At 72.8% G+C, this 20,014-nt stretch carries 20 protein-coding genes; 17 read left to right on the forward strand and 3 right to left on the reverse strand.

Translation table 11 applies throughout. The annotated features are described in order from the left end of the window. From AB7J25_RS08115 to AB7J25_RS08170, 12 genes are all read left to right on the forward strand, one after another. On the forward strand, positions 1–611 hold a 611-nt coding region (locus AB7J25_RS08115; protein ID WP_428506693.1), incomplete at its 5' end, for an aldehyde dehydrogenase family protein. A 97-nt stretch (positions 612–708) separates the two neighbouring features. Further along, positions 709–1,164: a hypothetical protein gene (locus AB7J25_RS08120; protein WP_428506695.1), complete on the forward strand. Its 456-nt coding sequence runs from the start codon at positions 709–711 to the stop codon at positions 1,162–1,164. A 2-nt stretch (positions 1,165–1,166) separates the two neighbouring features. Then, positions 1,167–1,682, forward strand: a complete 516-nt coding sequence (locus AB7J25_RS08125) for a pyridoxamine 5'-phosphate oxidase family protein (protein ID WP_428506697.1) — start codon at positions 1,167–1,169, stop codon at positions 1,680–1,682. Then, positions 1,679–2,515: a glutamine amidotransferase gene (locus AB7J25_RS08130; protein ID WP_428506699.1), complete on the forward strand. Its 837-nt coding sequence runs from the start codon at positions 1,679–1,681 to the stop codon at positions 2,513–2,515. The genes AB7J25_RS08125 and AB7J25_RS08130 overlap by 4 nt, the downstream gene beginning before the upstream one ends. After that, a complete protein-coding gene (locus AB7J25_RS08135) occupies positions 2,512–3,552 on the forward strand; it encodes a LacI family DNA-binding transcriptional regulator (RefSeq protein ID WP_428506701.1) in 1,041 nt (346 codons plus the stop codon). The genes AB7J25_RS08130 and AB7J25_RS08135 overlap by 4 nt, the downstream gene beginning before the upstream one ends. Next, positions 3,549–4,484 (forward strand): PfkB family carbohydrate kinase, encoded by a 936-nt coding sequence (locus tag AB7J25_RS08140; protein WP_428506702.1) that lies wholly within the window; start codon positions 3,549–3,551, stop codon positions 4,482–4,484. Before AB7J25_RS08135 ends, AB7J25_RS08140 begins: the two co-directional genes overlap by 4 nt. 713 nt (positions 4,485–5,197) lie before the next feature. Further along, the gene (locus tag AB7J25_RS08145; RefSeq protein ID WP_428506704.1) at positions 5,198–6,661 is read left to right on the forward strand and encodes a nicotinate phosphoribosyltransferase; all 1,464 of its coding nucleotides are present in this window, start codon (positions 5,198–5,200) and stop codon (positions 6,659–6,661) included. An 85-nt stretch (positions 6,662–6,746) separates the two neighbouring features. Continuing rightward, the gene (locus AB7J25_RS08150) at positions 6,747–7,385 is read left to right on the forward strand and encodes an HAD family hydrolase (protein WP_428506706.1); all 639 of its coding nucleotides are present in this window, start codon (positions 6,747–6,749) and stop codon (positions 7,383–7,385) included. Then, a complete protein-coding gene (locus AB7J25_RS08155; RefSeq protein ID WP_428506708.1) occupies positions 7,382–8,404 on the forward strand; it encodes a ribose-phosphate diphosphokinase in 1,023 nt (340 codons plus the stop codon). The genes AB7J25_RS08150 and AB7J25_RS08155 overlap by 4 nt, the downstream gene beginning before the upstream one ends. Before the next feature lie 8 nt (positions 8,405–8,412). Continuing rightward, the gene (locus AB7J25_RS08160) at positions 8,413–9,591 is read left to right on the forward strand and encodes an acyl-CoA dehydrogenase family protein (protein WP_428506710.1); all 1,179 of its coding nucleotides are present in this window, start codon (positions 8,413–8,415) and stop codon (positions 9,589–9,591) included. Beyond that, complete coding sequence (locus tag AB7J25_RS08165) at positions 9,588–11,033, forward strand: aldehyde dehydrogenase family protein (RefSeq protein WP_428506713.1); 1,446 nt, start codon at positions 9,588–9,590, stop codon at positions 11,031–11,033. The genes AB7J25_RS08160 and AB7J25_RS08165 overlap by 4 nt, the downstream gene beginning before the upstream one ends. Positions 11,034–11,038: 5 nt before the next feature. Continuing rightward, on the forward strand, positions 11,039–11,617 hold the full coding sequence (locus tag AB7J25_RS08170) for a TIGR00730 family Rossman fold protein (RefSeq protein ID WP_428506715.1): 579 nt from the start codon (positions 11,039–11,041) through the stop codon (positions 11,615–11,617). Between the two features lie 6 nt (positions 11,618–11,623). Here AB7J25_RS08170 and AB7J25_RS08175 read toward each other — a convergent pair whose 3' ends face one another. The 3 genes from AB7J25_RS08175 to AB7J25_RS08185 all read right to left on the reverse strand — a co-directional run bounded on the left by AB7J25_RS08175 (position 11,624) and on the right by AB7J25_RS08185 (position 14,698). Then, complete coding sequence (locus AB7J25_RS08175) at positions 11,624–12,907, reverse strand: serine hydrolase domain-containing protein (RefSeq protein WP_428506717.1); 1,284 nt, start codon at positions 12,905–12,907, stop codon at positions 11,624–11,626. 112 nt (positions 12,908–13,019) lie between these two features. Then, on the reverse strand, positions 13,020–13,673 hold the full coding sequence (locus AB7J25_RS08180; RefSeq protein ID WP_428506719.1) for a response regulator: 654 nt from the start codon (positions 13,671–13,673) through the stop codon (positions 13,020–13,022). Beyond that, on the reverse strand, positions 13,670–14,698 hold the full coding sequence (locus AB7J25_RS08185; RefSeq protein WP_428506721.1) for a histidine kinase: 1,029 nt from the start codon (positions 14,696–14,698) through the stop codon (positions 13,670–13,672). The genes AB7J25_RS08180 and AB7J25_RS08185 overlap by 4 nt, the downstream gene beginning before the upstream one ends. Positions 14,699–14,871: 173 nt before the next feature. Between AB7J25_RS08185 and AB7J25_RS08190 the strand changes: the two genes are divergently transcribed. The 5 genes from AB7J25_RS08190 to AB7J25_RS08210 form a co-directional block, all read left to right on the forward strand. Then, positions 14,872–15,429: a hypothetical protein gene (locus AB7J25_RS08190; protein WP_428506723.1), complete on the forward strand. Its 558-nt coding sequence runs from the start codon at positions 14,872–14,874 to the stop codon at positions 15,427–15,429. Between the two features lie 49 nt (positions 15,430–15,478). Then, complete coding sequence (locus AB7J25_RS08195) at positions 15,479–15,754, forward strand: GlsB/YeaQ/YmgE family stress response membrane protein (RefSeq protein ID WP_428506725.1); 276 nt, start codon at positions 15,479–15,481, stop codon at positions 15,752–15,754. Positions 15,755–15,765: 11 nt separating this feature from the next. Next, positions 15,766–16,614, forward strand: a complete 849-nt coding sequence (locus AB7J25_RS08200; RefSeq protein WP_428506727.1) for a universal stress protein — start codon at positions 15,766–15,768, stop codon at positions 16,612–16,614. Between the two features lie 7 nt (positions 16,615–16,621). Further along, positions 16,622–19,333, forward strand: coding sequence for a cation-translocating P-type ATPase (locus AB7J25_RS08205; RefSeq protein WP_428506729.1), 2,712 nt, complete (start codon positions 16,622–16,624; stop codon positions 19,331–19,333). A 414-nt stretch (positions 19,334–19,747) separates the two neighbouring features. Continuing rightward, the coding region (locus AB7J25_RS08210; protein WP_428506731.1) for a hypothetical protein at positions 19,748–20,014 on the forward strand (267 nt) is incomplete at its 3' end.

Raw genomic sequence — 20,014 nt, forward strand, 5'->3', positions numbered from 1 at the left:
GCGCCAACTCCGGCCAGTCCTGCAACGCGGGCACGCGCTGGCTGGTGCCGAGGGCCCGGCTGGCGGAGGCCGAGGAGATCGCGGCCGGCGCCGCGGCCGCCGTCACGGTCGGCCCGCCCGACGCCGGTGCCGCGATCGGCCCGGTGATCTCGCAGGCCGCCTACGACAAGGTCCAGCGGCTGATCGGGAGCGCGCTCGACGAGGGCGCGACGCTGGTGACGGGCGGCCTCGGGCGCCCGGAGGGTCTGGACGCGGGCTGGTTCGTGCGCCCCACCGTGCTCACCGGCGTGCGCAACGACATGGCGATCGCCCGCGAGGAGATCTTCGGCCCGGTCATCACCCTGATCCCCTACGACGACGAGGAGGAGGCGGTCCGGGTCGCGAACGACACCGTGTACGGCCTCGCCGGCTTCGTCTCGTCCGCCGATCCCGAGCGGGCGCGAGCCGTCGCGCGCCGGCTGCGCACCGGGATGGTGCACGTCAACGGGGCGGGGCTGGACTTCGCCGGCGCGTTCGGCGGCTACAAGCAGTCCGGCAACGGCCGCGAGTACGCCGACTTCGGGCTGCGGGAGTTCCTGGAGACCAAGACGATCTTCGGATACGGCCCGTGACCCGCTCGACGCACGTCGTGTTCGACCAGCACGTGCCGCATTCTGTCCTGCAGGACGACACCGATCCACCGACCCGGGCGCGAACAGGGAGACGACCGTGACCGACTACGACCCGGCGGCGCCCAACGCCCGCCGCTACCCGCGGGTCATCGAGCCCGACGAGATCGACAAGATGCCCCGGCTGCACTTCAACACCGGCATCGAGACCAACATCTTCCTGTCCCGCGAGCGTGACGACGCCCGGTACTTCCGGCACGGCTACTGCTACGCCGAGCCCGACCACCTGCCCTACGAGTGGCACCAGCAGGACTTCGACGAGTCGCACTACGTCCTCACCGGCAAGATCCACCTGGTGGTCGAGGACGCCGCGGGCCGCGTCGTCGTCCTGGAGGCGGGCGAGGGCGAGCACATCTACCTGCCCGCGGGCTACCGGTACCGGCTCGAGGCCACCGGCGAGCGCACCGTCTTCTTCTGGACCTCCGGCCCGTCGCCCAAGGTCGGGGTGGCCGACGCCGCGGAGTTCAGCCGCGAGCTCAAGTCGACGAGGAGCTGACGATGGCCGTCACCGCGAGCACCTGGCAGCCCCTGCGGGGCGACAAGCGCTGGGCCTACCTGACCCGGGCCCGGACGATCCGGGTCGCCAGCACCGACGCCGACGGCGGCATCTACCTCTCGCCGTTGTGGCTGGTCGTGCACGAGAAGCGGATCTACATCCCGATCGACGCCGGCAGCCGGCACGCCGCGAACGCCGCGGCGGGCCGCCCGCTCTCCGCGCTGGTGGACCTGGGCGAGGAGTACGCCACGGTCAGCGGGGTGCGGATCACCGGCACCCTGACCGAGGTCACCGACTCCGCACTGGCCGCGACGATCGCCGACCTCGTCGTCGACAAGTACTTCCACGTCGGCCACCCGTTCCTGGAGCAGTACCAGGAGTTCGGCGACGTGGCCGGGCGCGGCTACTGGGAGCTGGTCCCGGACCGGATGATCGGCTGGGACATGCGCGAGCTCTACACGCTGCCGATGCCCGAGAAGCGCACGCTGCCCGCCCACGTCACGGACCGGCTCGTATGAGCGGGGACAACGGCGCCCACGGGAGCACAGCGCTGCGGGTCCTGGTCGTCGGCGAGTCGTGGATCAAGCACACGGTCCACATGAAGGGCTTCGACCAGTTCCACACCACCGAGTACGAGGAGGGTGCGGGGGTCTTCCTCGCCGCACTCGCCGACTCCGGGTTCGACGTCACCTACATCCGCGCCCACGAGGTCTCGGCCCGCTTCCCGAAGACCCTCGAGGAGCTGGCGCGCTTCGACGTCGTGGTGCTCTCCGACATCGGGTCGAACTCCTTCCTGCTCTCCGACGAGACGTTCCTGCGCTCCGAGCGCACGCCGAACAAGCTGGCCGTGCTCGCCGAGTACGTCCGGGGTGGCGGCGGGCTGCTCATGGTGGGCGGCTACATGTCCTTCAGCGGGATCGACGGGCGCGCCCGCTACGGCATGAGCCCGCTGGCGTCCGTGCTGCCGGTGACGATGCTCGACCACGACGACCGCGTGGAGGTGCCGGAGGGGCTCGACCCGTGCGTCGAGCTGCCCGAGCATCCCGTCCTCGGCGGCACCCCCGCCGCGTGGCCGGCGCTGCTGGGCTACAACCGGATCGCCGCCAAGCCCGACGCGACGGTCGTCGCCCGGACCGGGACGGACCCGCTGCTCGTGGTCGCCCAGGTCGGGGCGGGTCGTGCGGTAGCGTTCGCCTCCGATCTGGCGCCCCACTGGGCACCGCCCGAGTTCGTCGGATGGCCGCACTACCGGGCGCTCTGGGCCGCCGTCCTGCGTTGGACGGGCGGCGGTGCGGGCGCCGAGATCGACGGGGGCCGGATCGCACGGCGGACGGAGAGGGTCAGGGCGTGAACAACCGGCGTCGTCCGACGATGAAGGACGTCGCGAAGCACGCGCGCGTGTCGGTGAGCACGGTGAGCTACGTGCTCAACGACAGCGGCCCCGTCGCTCCCGAGCGGCGCGAGCGCGTGCTGGACGCGGTGCGGGTGCTCGAGTACTCGCCCAACGAGTCCGCGCGCAGCCTCAAGCGACGCTCGGCGTCCGCGATCGGGCTGGTCGTGCCGGACCTCACCAACCAGTTCTTCGCCCTCGTGGCCGAGGGCGTGCAGGGGGCGGCGATCGAGCGCGGCGTGCTCGTCGTGCTCTGCGCCCCGCAGGCCACCGGGCTCCCCGAGGGGCTGCACGCGAAGCTGCTGCGCAGCCAGCGGCTGGACGGCGTGATCTACCTGACCGGCACGGGCGCCCTGCCGACCGAGCTGCTGGAGCTGTCCCGGTCCGGGCCCGTGGTGCTCGTCGACGAGCAGATCCTCGGGTTCGACCTCCCCGCCGTGGTGTGCGATTCGCGCCGCGGTGCGCGGGAGGTGGCCACGCACGTGCTCGCCCACGGGCACCGGCGCATCGTGGTGATCGGCGGCCCGTCGGCGATGTGGACGGGCCAGCAGCGCCTCGCGGGCTACCGCGAGGCCTTCGCGGGGGCGGGGCTGGACCCGGACTCGGTGCCCGTGCTCGTCGGGGACTACCGGCAGGACTCCGGGTGCGAGCTGGCCCGGGTGGCGCTCTCCGGGCCGCCCGAGACCCGGCCCACCGCGCTGGTCTGCGCGAACGACCTCATGGCGATCGGCGCGCTGGAGCACTGCAAGGCCGTCGGGCTGCGGGTGCCGCAGGACGTCAGCATCGTCGGGTTCGACGACCTGCCGGTGTCCGCGCTGCTCACCCCGCGGCTCACGACCGTGCGCCAGCCCGCCCGCGAGATGGGCGCTGCGGCCGCGAACCGGCTGCTGGACCTGCTCGCGAAGCCGGACGGGGCACCGCCGGCGGGTGAGCCGGTCATGCTCTCGACGGAGGTCGAGATCCGGGACTCGGTCGCGCCGCCCCCGGCGGGTCCGTGAGCGGCCGCACGGTCGTCGTGGTCGGCGCGGTCAACGTCGACCTCGTCGTCGCGGCGCCCCGGTTGCCCGGGCCGGGCGAGACCGTGGTCGGTGGCGGCGTCTCGCGCCACGCGGGCGGCAAGGGAGCCAACGCCGCGGTCGCGGCCGCCCGGGCGGGCGCGGACGTCCGGCTCGTCGGGGCCGTGGGCGCCGACGAGCACGGCCGGACGTCGCTCGCGGAGCTGGTGGCGGACGGCGTCGACCCCCGCCACGTCGCGGTCCTCGACGACGTCCCGACCGGCGTCGCGCTGATCGTCGTGGACGCGGCGGGGGAGAACCAGATCGCCGTCGGGGCCGGGGCGAACGCCGCCGTGAGCGCCGCCCACGTGCGCGCCGCGCTGGACGACGCGCTGCCCGCGGCGGGGTGCGTGCTCGTCTCGACCGAGATCACGCCGGCCGCGGTCGCGGCGGCCGTCGAGCGGGCCGCCGCGGCGAAGGTGCCGTGCGTGCTCAACCCCGCGCCGGTGATCGACGTCGTGGGGGAGCTGCTGCGGTACGGGCCGATCCTCACGCCGAACGCGTCCGAGTGCGCCCACCTGGCCCGCCTGGTCGGGGCACGATCCCCCGCGCAGGGCCCGGTACCGGCCGGGGCACGCGCGCTGGTCGAGCACACCGGGGCCCCGGTGATCGTCACCCTCGGCGGGGACGGCGCCGTCGTGCTCGGCCCGGACGGGGCGGCCGAGCCGGTGCCGCCCTCGCCCGCCACGGTCCGGGACACCACCGGGGCGGGGGACACGTTCAACGGCGTCCTGGCCGCGCGCCTGGCCGACGGGGACCAGATGGCCGTCGCGGTGCGCCTGGCCTCGGTGGCCGCCGCACTGTCCGTGGGCCGGGTCGGGGCGCGTGCGGGGATGCCGACGGCCGAGCAGATCGCGGAAGCCGCTGGCGGCTGAGCCGGAATGGGGCTACGCCCCCGTTCGCGGTCATGATCGCCGGAAATGGTGCACCGCGCTCGCATACGAGCGTGATGTACCACCTTCGGTGATCATGGACCGTGGCGGCCGCAGGGCGAGGCCCGTCCCGCCCGCTGGCCCCCGCCCACCGCCGGGACCGCAGTCCCCACCCGTCCGTTCCGGACGCCGTGCACACGAGCGCACGACGCGAGCCGACCGTCCACCCGGACCCACGCCGGCCAGAATGCATTTCACCGACCGTCACACCTGGCCGTGCCCAGCCGCGGCGCTCCCAGGACATCCGGAGGAGCCGCCCTCGCCTCGCCGGTGCTGTCACCCCCGCACCGAGCCGGACGGCGAGGGAGGCCGCATCAACCCTCTGACGTGCATGAACATGCGTCTGATCGCCGCGGAGAGGCCAGTCGGCGGACGAGCGAACGGCCCGCCACCCGCCCGGACGGCGGCGTGGCGCCGGTCACCGAACGCCCGAACGAGCCCCACTGCCGTGTCGCCGGAGTGCGTTGACAGTCACACTAGAAACGTTAATATCAGGTTGCTCGGCTTGCTGACATCTAGCGACCACGGTGCCCGAAAGGCCATCGTGTCGACGTGCGGACGACGAGGTCGACTCACGAGTAGTCCACGGGGGCGACTGACCCCGGGCGCGGCAAGGTCCTGATAGAAACGACTCTCAGACCGAGGTGGCACCCCTGATGCGGCGGTACCTGGACAACCTGATCATCAACACCGACAACTACAAGCACTGTCACTACCCGCTGTACCCGCCGGGCACCGAGTACGTGTCCAGCTACATCGAGTCCCGTGGCGGCCTCTGGCCGGTGACGATGTTCGTGGGTCTGCAGGCCTACATCCGCGAGTACCTCATGCGCCCGATCACCCTCGAGGACATCGACGAGGCCGAGTTCGTCGTCCGCGAGCAGGGGATGCACTTCAACCGTGACAACTGGCTCGGCATCCTCAACGACTACGACGGCTACCTTCCCGTCGAGATCGAGGCGGTGCCCGAGGGCACCGTGCTCCCCTCCCGCAACGTCCTGGTCCAGCTCATCAACACCGACCCGAAGTACTTCTGGGTCACCAGCTTCTTCGAGACCGCGCTCCTGCGGGCCGTCTGGTACCCCTGCACGATCGGCACCGTCAGCTGGCTGTCCAAGCAGGCCATCCGCGAGGCCCTGCACCGCACCTCGGACAACGAGTTCCTGCTGCGCAACATGCTGCACGACTACGGCGCCCGCGGCGTGAGCTCCCAGCAGTCCGCGGCGATGGGCGGGCTCGCCCACCTCGTGAACTTCGACCAGTCCGACACCGTGCCGGGGATCCTCGCCGCCAAGCACTTCTACAACGCGGGCAAGGTCTCCAACTCCGGGCCGAACTCCGAGCACGCGGGCTTCTGCGCGTGGGGCCGGGACAACGAGGCGGCGGCGCTGGAGAACATGCTCGACACCTACGCTCCCGAGGGCTGCGCGCTGTTGCTGTCGGACACCTACGACCACGAGCACTGCGTCAAGAACATCATCGGCAAGCAGCTGGCCGAGAAGATCCGCAACTTCCCCGGCCTGGTCGGGGTGCGGCCGGACTCGGGCGACATCGTCGAGGTCACCGCCGACACGACCGAGTGGCTGATGGACGCGTTCGGCTACACGACCAACAGCAAGGGCTTCAAGGTCCTGCCGAACTTCATCCGCGTCGTCCAGGGCGACGGCGTCACGTTCGACTCGCTGCCGCGGGTGTTCGCCGAGCTGGAGCGCCGCGGCTACTCCGCGGAGAACGCCGTGTTCGGGATGGGCGGGGGCCTGCTGCAGCACTGGCACCGCGACACCATGAACTTCGGGCAGAAGGCGAGCGCAGTGCGCGTCAACGGCACGTGGCGCGACATCATGAAGAGCCCGACGGGCGCCGGGTTCAAGGTCTCCAAGGCCGGCAGGCTCGCGCTCAAGCTGGAGAACGGCGACTACTCGACGGTGCCGCGGGACTCGATCCCGGCCGAGGAGAACCAGCTCGTCCCCGTGTTCCGCAACGGCAAGCTGCTGCGGAAGTGGGACTTCACCGAGCTGATCAAGAACAGCGAGCGCGAGGTCCCCGAGTACTACTACTCCGACCACGCCGCGTTGGTGCACCCCGCCGCGCAGGCCGACCGGGCCCTCGCGTCGGCGTGACCCGACAGCCGCCCCGGCGCGCCACCCCCTCGGCGCGCCGGGCGGTCCCCGGCCCGTCCGATCGAGGAGATCCGGCGCACCGCTCATGAGCAAGCTGCACATCTTCGACATGGACGGCACCCTGCTGCGCGGCGCCGCGTCCGTCGAGCTCTGCCGCCATCTCGGCCGGCTCGACGAGGCGGACGACGTGGAGCAGGCGTGGGTGCGCGGCGAGATCACCGACGTCCAGTTCTGGGACCGGATGCTCCCCCTCTGGGACGGCATGACCGACGCCGACGTCGAGACCGCGTTCCTCGCCTCGCCCTGGATCGACGGCGTCGCCGACGTCTTCGCCGACATCGTCGGTCGCGGCGAGCACAGCGTCGTGATCTCGCAGTCGCCGCTGTTCTTCGTGCGGCTGCTCACCCGGTGGGGCGCCGGGGCGGCGTACGGGGCGGGCGTGCGGCCGGGGGACCGGTCCAGCACGAGGCTGCTCGTCACCGCCGACGACAAGGTCCGCATCTCCGAGGAGCTGATGGCGCGCCACGGCCTCGGCACGGGGGACTGCGTCGCCTACGGCGACTCGACCTCCGACATCGGGCTCTTCGGGCGCCTGCCGCACACCGTCGCCGTCAACGCGACGGCGCGCCTGGGCCGGATCGCGGCCCGGGCCTACCGCGGCGACGACCTGCGCGAGGCGTACGCGATGGGGCGAATGCTGCTCGCCGGGCAGGAGGTCGCGTGACCGCCGTGGACCTCACGCGCGCGCCGACGAGCCTGCCGCTGCACTACGACAAGCGGCTCATGCTCTTCTCCGGCCGCGCCAACCCGGGCCTCGCCCGCGCCATCGGGGAGCGCCTCGGCGTCGGGCTCGGCCCGGTGACGCTGCGGACGTTCTCCAACGACGAGGTGTACTGCCGCTTCGAGGAGTCCATCCGCGGTGCGGACGTCTTCCTCGTGCAGCCCACCTGCTCCAACCCCGAGACGGGCGTGAACGCCAACGACGCGCTCATGGAGCTGCTCGTCATGGTGGACGCGGCGATCGGCGCCAGCGCGCACCGCGTCATCGCCGTCACGCCCTGGTACGGCTACTCGCGCCAGGACAAGAAGAGCGCGCCGCGCGAGCCGATCTCGGCCCGGCTGGTGGCCCGGATGCTGGAGTCCGCAGGCGTGGACCGCGTCCTCACGATGGACCTGCACGCCGGCCAGCTCCAGGGCTTCTTCCAGGTGCCCGTCGACCACATGACGGCGCTGATGATGCTCTCCCAGCACTTCCGGGAGCTGCACCTGCCCGGCGACGTCGTCGTGGTCGCGCCGGACGCGGGCCGGGTGAAGCTCAACAAGCAGTTCGCGGACCGGATGGGGGCCGATCTCGCGATCCTGGACAAGGAGCGGCCCCGCCAGCAGGTGGCGGAGGTCGGGTACGTCATCGGCGACGTCCGCGGCAAGACGGCGATCATCGTCGACGACATCATCGACACGGCCGGGACGCTCTGCGCCGCGGCGGACGCCGTCCTGCGCGCCGGGGCCGCGCGGATCTACGCGGCCGCCACCCACGGCGTCTTCTCCGGCTCCGCCTACACCCACCTCGCCCGATCGCCCTTCGAGCAGGTCGTCGTGACCGACACGATCCCGCTGCGGCCCGGTGCACCGGACATCGTCCGGGTCGTCTCCTGCGCGGACCTGCTCACCGACTCGATCCGGCGCATCTTCACCGACGACTCGGTGAGCGCCGTCTTCGGCGGCAAGAACCACACCTTCTAAGGGGAGCGATGACGCGCCGGCCACTGGAACTGTTCGCCGTCGACGGCCTGGTCGAGCCGGAGGAGGCGGAGATCGCGCGCACCGTCCGCCGCTTCGCCGAGGACCGCCTGCGTCCCGAGATCGCGGACTGGTTCGAGGCGGGGACGTTGCCCGTGCGCGAGCTGGCCAAGGAGTTCGGCGCGCTCGGCGTGCTCGGGATGCACCTGGACGGCCACGGCTGCGCGGGCACGAACGCGGTCAGCTACGGGCTCGCGTGCGCGGAGCTGGAGGCCGTCGACAGCGGGCTGCGCAGCTTCGTCTCGGTGCAGGGGTCGCTCGCGATGTTCTCCATCCACCGGTTCGGCTCCGACGAGCAGAAGCGGGAGTGGCTCCCGCGGCTCGCGGCGGGGGAGGCGGTGGGCTGCTTCGGGCTCACCGAGCCCGACTTCGGGTCCAACCCCGCCGGGATGCGCACGTCCGCGCGCCGCGACGGCGCGGACTGGGTGCTGGACGGCACGAAGATGTGGATCACCAACGGCAGCGTCGCGGACGTCGCGACGGTGTGGGCGCGCTGCATCGACGGCCGGGACGACGGCGTTCGCGGGTTCCTCGTCCCCGCAGGCACCCCCGGGTTCACGGCGCGCCCGATCCCGCGCAAGCTCTCGCTGCGCGCGTCCGTCACCGCCGAGCTGGTGCTCGACGGCGTCCGGCTGCCGGACTCCGCGCGGCTGCCGCTCGCCACCGGCCTGGGTGCGCCGCTCGCCTGCCTGAACGAGGCCCGGTTCGGGATCGTCTTCGGCGCCCTCGGCGCCGCCCGGGACTGCCTGGAGTCGACGCTGGACTACGCGGTGCACCGCGTGCAGTTCGACCGCCCGATCGCGGGCTTCCAGCTCACCCAGCAGAAGCTCGCCGACATGACGCTGGAGCTGGGCAAGGGGTGGCTGCTCGCGCTGCACCTCGGCCGGCTGAAGGACGCGGGCGCGATCCGGCCCGAGCAGGTGAGCCTCGGCAAGCTCAACAGCGTGCGCGAGGCCATCGCCATCGCGCGGGAGTGCCGCACGATCCTCGGCGGCAGCGGGATCACGCTGGAGTACCCGGTGCTGCGCCACGCCGTCAACCTCGAGTCCGTGCTCACCTACGAGGGCACGAGCGAGATGCACTCCCTGGTCGTCGGCCAGGCGCTCACCGGGCTGGGAGCGTTCCGGTGACGGTGATCGAGCACCTCGTCGGCGGGCGCTGGCGGGCGGGCGGCGGGGCCGCGATCGCGGACGTCGAACCGGCCCGCCCGGGTCGCGAGATCGCCTCCGGCACCGCCGCCACCGCGGCGGAGGTCGGCGACGCCGTCACCGCCGCCCGCGCCGCGGCCGACGCCTGGATGCGCACCCCGTACCACGAGCGGGCGGGCGTACTGGTCCGCGCCGCAGGTCTCGTCGACGCCGCGGCCGACGCGTGGGGTGCCGAGCTCGCCGCCGAGGAGGGCAAGACCCGCCCCGAGGGCGTGGGGGAGGTCCGCCGGGCCGCGGAGATCCTGCGCTACTGCGCGGGCGAGGCCGACCGGGAGGCCGGCGAGCTGTACGCCTCGCCGCGGCGCGGCGAGCGGATCCTCGTCACCCGCCGCCCGCTCGGGGTCGTCGCGGTGGTCACGCCGTTCAACTTCCCGATCGCGATCCCCGCCTGGAAGATCGCCCCGGCGCTGGTGCACGGCAACTGCGTCGTGTGGAAGCCGGCGAGCACCGTGCCGCTGCTCGCGATGCGGCTCGCGGCAGCGCTGCAGGACGCCGGGCTGCCACCGGGGGTGCTCAACCTCGTGGTGACCGACGGGCGCACCGGCACCGCGCTCGTCCAGCACCCTGGCGTGGACGCCGTCACGTTCACGGGTTCGACCGGGGTCGGCCGGTCGATCGCAGCGTCCTGTGCGGCCCGCGGCGTCCCCGTGCAGGCCGAGCTGGGCGGGAAGAACGCGGCCGTGGTGCTCGCGGACGCGGACCTCGATCTCGCCGCCGAGCAGGTGCTGCTCGGGGCGTTCCGCTCGTCCGGACAGAAGTGCACGGCCACGTCCCGGCTGGTCGTGGACGCGCGCGTCGCCGACGGCTTCGTCGCCGAGGTCGCCCGCCGGGCAGACGCGCTGGTGGTCGGGGATCCGCTGGCCGACGGCGTCCAGATGGGACCGCTCGTGACCGCCGCCGCGGCCCGTACGGTGACCGAGGGCGTCGGCAGCGCGGTCGCGCAGGGCGCCCGGCCGTTGACCGTGCGCGACGAGAGGCCCGGTGGCGAGCTGGCCGACGGGTACTTCGTCCCGCCCGCGGTGCTGGAGCTGCCCACGACCGGGCTCGCGCTGTGGCGCGAGGAGCTGTTCGGGCCGGTGCTCGCCGTCGTGCGCGCGGGGAGCACCGCGGAGGCGTTCGCGCTCGCCGCCGACACCGACTACGGCCTGTCCGCCGCGGTGTTCACCACCGACCTCGGCGCGGCGCTCGACGCCGTGGACGCGCTGGACGTCGGTGTCCTGCACGTCAACTCCGAGACCGCGGGTGCCGATCCGCACGTGCCCTTCGGCGGGGCCCGCCACTCCGGGTACGGCCCGAAGGAGCAGGGCCGGGCGTCGCGGGAGTTCTTCACCCACACCACGACGGTCTACCTGCGGGGGAGATGAGGAGCGTGCGCAGCGTCTGCGTGTTCTGCGGCTCGAACCCCGGCCGGGTCCCGGCCTACCTGGACGCGGTCGGGGAGCTCGCGGGGCTGCTCGCCGCGCGCGGCGTCCGCATCGTCTACGGCGGCAACAGCGTCGGCACGATGGGCGCGCTCGCCGATACCGCGCTCGCCGCGGGCGGCGAGGTCGTGGGCGTCGTGCCCGAGCAGTTGGCCGGGGTCGAGCTGCTCCACGAGGGTCTCAGCGAGCTGCACCTCGTCGGGTCCATGCACGAGCGCAAGGCGCTCATGGGCGAGCTCGCGGACGGCTTCGTCGCCCTGCCGGGCGGGCTGGGCACACTGGAGGAGCTCGCCGAGGTGCTCACCTGGTCGCAGATCGGGCTGCACCGCAAGCCCGTCGGCCTGCTCAACACCGCCGGCTACTACGACCACCTCCTGGCGTTCCTCGACCACGCCGTCGCCGAGCGCTTTCTGCGTACCGACGACCGTGCCCTCGTGCTCACCGCGGCCACCCCGGCCGTGCTGCTCGACGTGATGCAGGGGTGGCGGCCGCGGGCGGACCAGGCGTGGGCGCCCGCGGAGGGATGAGCGCGGTCAGCCGTTCGGCACCGGCGGCGGGTCCGACGGCGCCACCACCGCCCCGATCTCCCGGAAGAGCGTGTCGGCGGCGTTCGGGTAGTTGCCCTGGGCGTCGAACGCCGCGGGCAGGAACGTCGTGGCGACCGCGATCGCCACCCTCTCCGAGGGCAGGTACGCCTCCGTCGCGCCGATCCCGCTGAGCAGCGGGTTCTGCAGCAGCCACGAGCCCGACCGGACGACACCGAGCCCGTAGTTGTAGCCCGGGACCTGGGTGAAGCACGAGGGCGCGCAGACCGCCTCCTTCGTCCCGAACCCGAGCAGGTGCGGCCCGGTCATGGCGTCGTAGCTCTCCGGCGTGAGCAGGGACCCGGTGCCCACCGCGACCGCCGTCGTCGCCATGTCGTGGATCGTCGTCGTCTGGTTCGCACCGTCGGGCGTGCCCCACTGGGTGTTCCAGTACGTCGCCTCCTCGGTGAACGCCGTGGCCGGGGGGATGCCCAGCGCCGTCCGGCGCTCGGAGCTGAACGTGTGCAGCGCGGGCTCCGGGATCGCCGACGTCGGCGTGGCGACGGTGTCGTCGAGCCTCATCGGGCCCAGCACCCGTTCCTGCAGGAGCTGGTCCAGGGGCTTGCCGCCGATCGTCGCGAGGATCTCGCCGAGCACCATGAAGTTCGTGTGCGCGTAGCTCCAGTTCGTCCCCGGTGGGAACTGCATCGGCCGGGAGAACGCGTAGCGCATCCGCTCCTCGAACGTGAAGACGTGGAACGGGTCGGCGTTGAAGGCGGCGTTCCAGCCGGGGTCGGTCTCGTAGTCCGGATAGCCGGACGTCTGGTTGGCCAGCATCTTCAGCGTCACCGTGCCGGCCTCGGGCAGCGTCGGCATCCAGCGGTCGACGGTGTCGTCGAGCGTCACCTTCTTCTCGTCGACGTAGAGCATCAGCAGCGTGCCGATGTAGGCGAAGGCGACCGCGCCGTTGCGGAAGTGCATGTCGGTCGTCGCCGGGACGCCGTCCATGGACGAGCCGAACGCCATCTCGGCGACGACCTGATCACCCCGGGTCACCTTCACGATCACCGCGCGGAGGTGCTGCGCCTCCATCTGCCGGCGCACGACGTCCACGACGGCCGCAGCGGTCGCGGGCTCGGTGGTCGGCCCGGCGGGGGTCGTCGCGGCCGGCGGGGTCGGGCCGGGCGCGCAGGCGGTGGCGAGGAGGGTGGCCGCCAGGAGGACCGCCGCGATGAGGGGCCGCCGGGGCGAGGGGCCGACCGGTGTGGGGCGGACGGTCTGCGGGTCGGTCACGGTCGCCTCCGTGGTCGCACGGTCGCTGCGGCGACCCTCTCGGACGAGCGGGGCGGAGGCAATGGGTCTAGGTCGGGCCCAGGTCGGGTCCAGGTCGGGCCCGTGCGCACCGTCAGGGCTCGACGAGGCCCGCGCGGATGGCGAACCGGGTGAGCTCGAGTCGGTCGCGCAGGCCCAGCTTGTGCAGGATGTTCGCGCGGTGCCGGTCGACCGTCTTCGCACTGATCACCAGGACGTCGGCGATGTCCTTGGCGGAGTGGCCCTCCGCGATCAGCTTGACGATCTCCTCCTCGCGCGGGGTGAGGATGCGGTCCGGCACCGCCTCGCCGGTGCGGCTGCGTCGCAGGTAGTCCCTGATCAATGCCGTGACCGCGCCCGGGTACAGGAACGGCTCCCCCCGCATGGCCGCCCGGCAGGCCTCGAGCAGGTCCCGGTCGGCGACGGACTTGAGCACGTAGCCGCAGGCGCCGACCTTGAGCGCTTCGAAGAGGTACTGCTCGTTGTCGTACATCGACAGCATGAGCACCCGCACGGCCGGCGCACGCCGGGCGAGTTCCCGCGCGGCCTGCAACCCGGTCATGCGCGGCATGGCGATGTCGATGATCGCGAGATCGACCGCCTCCCGGGTGGCCAGGTCGACGGCCTCCGCGCCGTCACCGGCCTCGGCCACGACCTGCAGGTCGGGCTCGCCGTCGAGGATCAACCGCAGGCCGCGACGAACCAGGGCATGGTCGTCGGCCAGCAGGATGCGCGTCGTGGCTGTCACGTGGTCCCCGTCCGGGTCGTAGGTCTCGGAATCGTGAGCTGGACCCGGGTACCCCCGAGGGGACCCGGTTCGACGACCAGGTCGGCGCCGATGAGCAGCGCCCGTTCACGCATCCCCCGGATGCCCGCTCCCTCCGCGGCGCCGCCGATCCCGTGCCCGCTGTCGCTGACGAGCAGCACGACCCGCCCGTCGCCGACGACGAGGGACAGCTCGACCGCGACCGCCCCGGCATGACGAGCGGCGTTGGTGAGCGCCTCCTGCGCGATCCGGTAGACGACGAGCTCCACGACCGGGTCCATCGCGGGCAGACGGCTCGAGATCGACGGGGTGATGGACAGCTCCGTCGCCCTCGAGAAGTCCAGGACAAGTGCCTGCAGGGCGCTCACCAGGCCGAGGTCGTCCAGCACACCGGGGCGCAGACGGCGGGCGACCTGCCGGACCTCGTCCAGGCAGGCGCGCGTGATGTCCTGCACGGACGAGAGCTCGACGGCCATCTCCGGCGGTGCGTGGTCGACCGTCCGCTTCAGGCTCAGCAGCACCGCCGTGAGGCCCTGGCCGATCTCGTCGTGCAGCTCCTGCGCGATCCGTTGCCGCTCACCCTCCATCGCCGCCAGGGTCCGTGCGGTGCTCGCACCGCGTTCGGACTCGAGCCGGTCGAGCATCTCGTTGAAGCTGTTGACCAGATGGGCGACATCGCCGTTCCCGGTCACGGACACGCGTTCGCCCGGTCGCAGCAGGTCGACCCGCTGCATCAGCGCCGCCAACCCTTCGAGCGGGCGCAAGCTCGCCCGCAGGAGTGCCGCATTGACGCCGAGCATCACGGCCAGTCCGATGGCCAGCACGGCGAGCTCACGCACCGACGCCGGCGCCGAGACGGTCGCGGGCGACACCACCAGCAACGCGACACCCAGGGCGAACACCAGCGCATTGAGCAGGAACACCCGCCAGAACAACGCCGAGGCCCAGCCCACGCGACTCCCGTCACCGCCAGTGCTGCGCGGCTGCGGCCCGGTCCGCCCCGCCATGCGCACAGCCTCCCCGTCACGCGCCGGCGGTGTCCATGCGGGCCGGCCCCCATCTGCCGCCGGGTCTGCATGCCTGCTCCCGCCGAGATGGGTGCTGCACCCCATGGCGACGCTCCTGTGTGGCTCCAACACTCGGAACGGGAGCACCACCGATCTCGACAGCGGAGCAGCCGATGAACAACGACGCGCTCGTCGCGGCGCTCGGGATGGACGCCGTCGCGGCGGTGCACGGTTACCGGCTCTCGGTGCTCGACGAAGCACGGCGCCGTGGGCATCGCGTGGTCAGCCAGGCGTTGTCGGACGTGGTCCCGATCTCGTCCGGGGTGTGCGTGGTGGTCGACCCGATCGACATCCGGCTCACCGTCACCGGCCCCGCGGGCGGCGTCCTCACCGGCAGCACCCTCGTGTGGAATCCCGCCGAGGGATGGTCCCTGGCGCGGCCCGATGCACGTCCGACCTTCTTCGCCGGCCCGGGAGCCGAGTCCCTGGATCTGGTTCCCACCGCACCCGAGGTCCTCGCCTGGGCGACCGACGGGGCCGTCGGCCCCACCGGCCCGCCGCTGCACGTCGATCTCGACGAGGACACGACCACCATCGGCCGCCTCCTCGCCTTCATCGACCCGGGCCGGCTACGGCCCATGTTCGACGCCTTCGCCCCCGGGAGCAGGCCGGGCCCCCTGGCAGAACCGGCAGAACCGGCAGAACCACACGCCGCCCAGGCCGAACCGTGAGCACGGGCAGCGCCCGCCACCGAGATCCCGCATCGAACCGGAGGACGTCATGGCCATCACCGGTATCCTCTCCGCCCTCGTCGTCGGCCTGCTCATCGGTGCGCTGGCCCGGCTCGTCGTGCCGGGCCGGCAGCGCATCCCGATCTGGCTGACCATCGCGGTCGGCGTGATCGGCGCGATCGTCGGGACCTTCCTCGCCCAGGTGACCGGCGTCGCCGTCACGCCGGGCATCGACTGGATCGAGATCGTCCTGCAGGTCGCCGTGGCCGCGGTCGGGGTCGTCCTCGCCGCCAGGCTGTACGAACGGCGGGGGGCGCGGCGCTGATCCAGGACGTGGTGGCGGCGTCCGCGACACCGCCCCGGCGGATCCTCGTCGCGACCGACCTCTCCGCGCAGGCGGGGAAGGCGGTGCGGCGGGCGGCCCAGCTCGGCGACCAGCACCGGGCCCAGGTCAGCGCCGTGCACGTCGTTCCCGAGGGGCTGGCCCCGGAGCTGACCGAGTTCGCCCGGTCCCGCCTGCGATCCCACCTCGACGAGTACGCACGCACCGCGGCGACCGCCGTCGTCCGGCACGGCAGCGTCGCCAGGGCGATCGACGCCGAAGCCGGCGACGGCGGCGCCGACCTGCTCGTCGTCGGCGCGCACGGTGCGCACCGGCTGGCCGGGGCGTTCCTGGGCAGCACGTCCGCGAACCTCGTCCGGGTGAGCCGGGTGCCCGTGCTGGTGGTCAGGAACCCGCCCGGCGGGCCGTACCGGACGGTCGTGCTGGCCGTCGACACGTCGCCCGCGTCCGCGACCGCCGCGCGGACCGCGACCTGCCTCACGCCGCAGGCCGACCACATCGTGGTGCACGCCAACGTGGTCCTCGGCGAATCCCTGATGCGGATGCACGGCGCCGGCGACGAGCAGCTGGACCAGCTCCGCGCGGCCAGCGCGGACGAGGTCCGTGGCGACATCACGGCCCTGGCCGCCGAGCTCGTACCGCCGGTGACACGGATCAGGATCGAGTCCGGGCGGCCCGAGACACTCCTGCCGGAGCTGTGCCGTCGCCACGTGGCGGACCTGGTCGCCGTCGGCACCGGCGGCCGCTCACCGCTGGGGTACGCCCTGCTCGGGAGCGTCGCCCAGCACCTGCTGCGCCACGCGCCGTCGGACGTGCTCGTCGTTCCGAGCGGGACGGGCTGAGGCGGGAGTGCCTGCCGACCCCTCGACATCCGACCGTGTCGCCGGCGGCCGCTGGCACGTCCTGTCGCGCCAGGACGTCCTCGGGTGGCTCGACACCACCCCGCACGGCCTGACGGGTGCCGAGGCCGCGGCCCGGTTGGTGCGGTACGGGCGCAACGAGCTGCCCGCGGCCGAGCCCCCGTCGGCGATCTCGCTGCTGCTGCGGCAGTTCGCCAGCCCCTTGATCGGGATCCTGCTCATCACCTTCGCCATCACGCTGGTCCAGGCGCACTGGGTGGACGCCGGTGCGATCGGCCTGGTGCTGGCGCTCAACGCCGGCATCGGCTTCTGGCAGGAACGCAAGGCGGACACGGCGGTCCGGGCGCTGCAGCAGCTGTCGGTGCCGGTGTGCCGGGTCCTGCGGGACGGGGCCGAGCACGAGACGGCCGCCGCCGAGCTCGTGCCCGGGGACGTGGTGCTGCTGCAGAGCGGCGAGCGGGTGCCGGCCGACCTGCGGCTGCTGGAGGTCAACGGCCTGCAGGTCGACGAGTCGATGCTCACCGGCGAGGCGCTGCCGGTGACCAAGCAGGTGAGCAGGCTGCCGGTGCACACCCTCGCCGCTGATCGCACCAACATCACCTTCAGCGGCACCCTCGTGACCTCCGGTCGGGGGCGGGGCGTGGTCGTCGGCACCGGTACCGACACCGAGCTCGGCATGATCAACGAGCTGGTCCAGGGCGCCGCGGGGCAGACGCCACTGACCGTGCTGACGCACACCCTCGAACGCCGCATCGGGATCGTCATCGCGGTGGCGTCACTCATGATCTTCCTCGCAGGTCTCGCGCTCGGCTACGGCGTCTCGGAGATGTTCCGCACGGCCGTGGCCCTTGCGGTCGCCTCCGTCCCCGAGTCGCTGCCGATCGTGCTGACCGTGGCGATGAGCCTGGGTGTCGCCCGGATGGCCCGGCACAATGCGATCGTCCGCTCGCTACCCGCCGTCGAGACGCTCGGATCGACCACCGTGATCGGGTCGGACAAGACGGGCACGCTGACCCGCAACGAGCTGACCGTCGGGGTGGTGTGGACGGCGAGCGGGACGCTCGACCTGCGCGCCGACGAGGGCAGCACCGCCGGTCTGCCGGCGGACACCGTCCGCCGGACGCTGCATGCCGGAGCGTTGACCAACGAGGCGCACCGGGCTGCCGGTGACGCGACGACGCCGATCGGCGAACCGGCCGACTTCATCGGCGACGCGGTCGACGTGGCCATGCTGCGCGCCGCCGTGCGCCTGGGCGCGGTCACGGCCGAGGAACGGGACGCCCGCTGGGTGGCCCACGCCCCGTACGAGCCCGAACTGCGGCTCTCCCAGACGGTGCGGACGGCGCCGGGCGGGCGCCGGGTCCTCTACGTCAAGGGCTCTCCCGAGATTCTCGCGGCGCTGTCGACGACGCTGGCCACCGACGACGGCGACCGCCCGTTCGATCCGGAGCCGGTCGACGCGGCGAACCAGGAGCTCGCCCGGCAGGGGATGCGCGTGCTGGCCACGGCCGTCCGGATCCTGGACCCGGACGAGCCGCTGCCGCGGCCGCTGGCCCCGCCGTCGGACCTCACCTTCCTCGGACTCGAGGGCATGGAGGACCCGCCCCGGCCCGGTGTCGCCGACGCGGTGGCGGACTGCCGTCGGGCCGGCATCACCGTGGTGATGATCACCGGCGACCATCCGGCCACGGCGGCCTCCATCGGGGCGCGGCTGGGGCTGGGCACCGGGACCCCACCCGTGACCGGAGCGGACATGCAGGACATGGACGACTACGTGCTTGCCGAGCGGCTGCGCAGGAGCGGCGTGGCGGCCCGCGTCACCCCGCAGGACAAGCTGCGCATCGTCCGGCTGCTGCAGGACGACGACGAGGTGGTCGCGGTCACCGGCGACGGGGTGAACGACGCGCCGGCGCTGCGCGCGGCGTCGATCGGCGTGGCCATGGGCCGCTCCGGAACCGCGGTCGCCCGCGAGGCCGCCGACATCGTGCTCACCGACGACAACTTCGTCACGATCGTCGAGGCGGTCCGCCAGGGCCGCGTGACGTTCAGCGCGATCCGCAAGGCGACCTTCTTCCTGCTGGCCACCGGGCTGGCCTCACTGCTCTCGGTGTCGATCAACCTGATCGCGGAGCAGCCGCTGCTGTTCCTCCCGGTCCAGCTGCTGTTCATCAACGTCGTCACCAACGGCCTGCAGGACATCGCGCTGGCCTTCGAACCGCCGGAGGGCGACGAGCTGCACCGGCCACCCCGGCCCCGGGCGGAGGGCCTGCTCTCCCGGACGCTGTGGCTGCGCACCGTCCTGGTGGCGGCCTGGATGGCGGTGGCGATCGTCGTGACGTTCCGGTGGGCGCTCGACCATGGTTATCCCGAGGTCGAGGCGCGCACTCTCGCCCTCACGCTGTTCGTGATGCTCAACTTCTGGCTGGTGCTCAGCGCCCGGGCGGAGCACCGCTCGCTGTTCGCCCTGAACCCGTTCGGGAACCGGCTGCTCCTGGCCAGCGCCCTCGGCGCGCTGCTCCTGTACTTCGGCGCGACGCAGTGGGCGGCCACCGACGCGCTCCTGGGGCTGGTCACCCTGCGACCCGGCGAATGGCTCGCCTGCTTCCTGCTCGGCGCGTCCGTGCTCGCCATCACCGAGATGCACAAGCTCGGCCAGTGGCTCACCCGGACACACCCTTCAGGGCGTCCGACGCTGGGATGATCCGCCGGACGGGTCTCCGGGCGCCGGGGGTCGGAACGCGGCGCGGCGGGCGTCGGGTCGGCCGCGTCAGTCGGGTCGGCCGCGCCATCGGGTCGGCGTCGCACCTTCTTCATCCGATGTGGACGGTCCGTGGGTCGGTCATGGGCCCCTCCGCGGTCGCACGGTCGCTGCGGCGGCGGTCGTCCGGGGCGCGCGGGGGCGGAGGCAACGGACAGGGTCGAGCCGTGCTGCGCTGCCTGGTCCGCCGCCGCGCAGGCCCCGGGTTAGCTCAACCCGATCTTGACCGGGTGGTGTCGTGCAGGAATCGGACCGGGAGAAGGCGCGCTGGACGGGCAGGTGGTTCGGCTCGGTGAACGGTGCCTGAGCTGCGGCGATCGACCTTGATCCGAACAATAGTTCGAATAGAATCAGAGCGTGACCACCGATCAGCTCGCGCAGGTCCGGCAGCTTGCCGAGGCGTTGCTGGCCGAGCTGTCGGCGATGGCGGGTGCGAGCGCGGGGGACGACGAGCTCCTCGGCCTGCTGTCGGTGTGCGAAGTCCTCACCCGTGGCGCGGAGCGGGTCTCGGTCGGCGCGATCGCGGATCTGGAGCGCCGTGGGGTGTTCGCCGAGCGCGGCTACCGGTCCACGGTGACCGCGTTGGCGGATCTGCTGGGGTGGGAGCGCGGCGACGCGCGGCGG

The organism is Pseudonocardia sp., assembly GCF_050246655.1.
Classification (GTDB): domain Bacteria; phylum Actinomycetota; class Actinomycetes; order Mycobacteriales; family Pseudonocardiaceae; genus Pseudonocardia.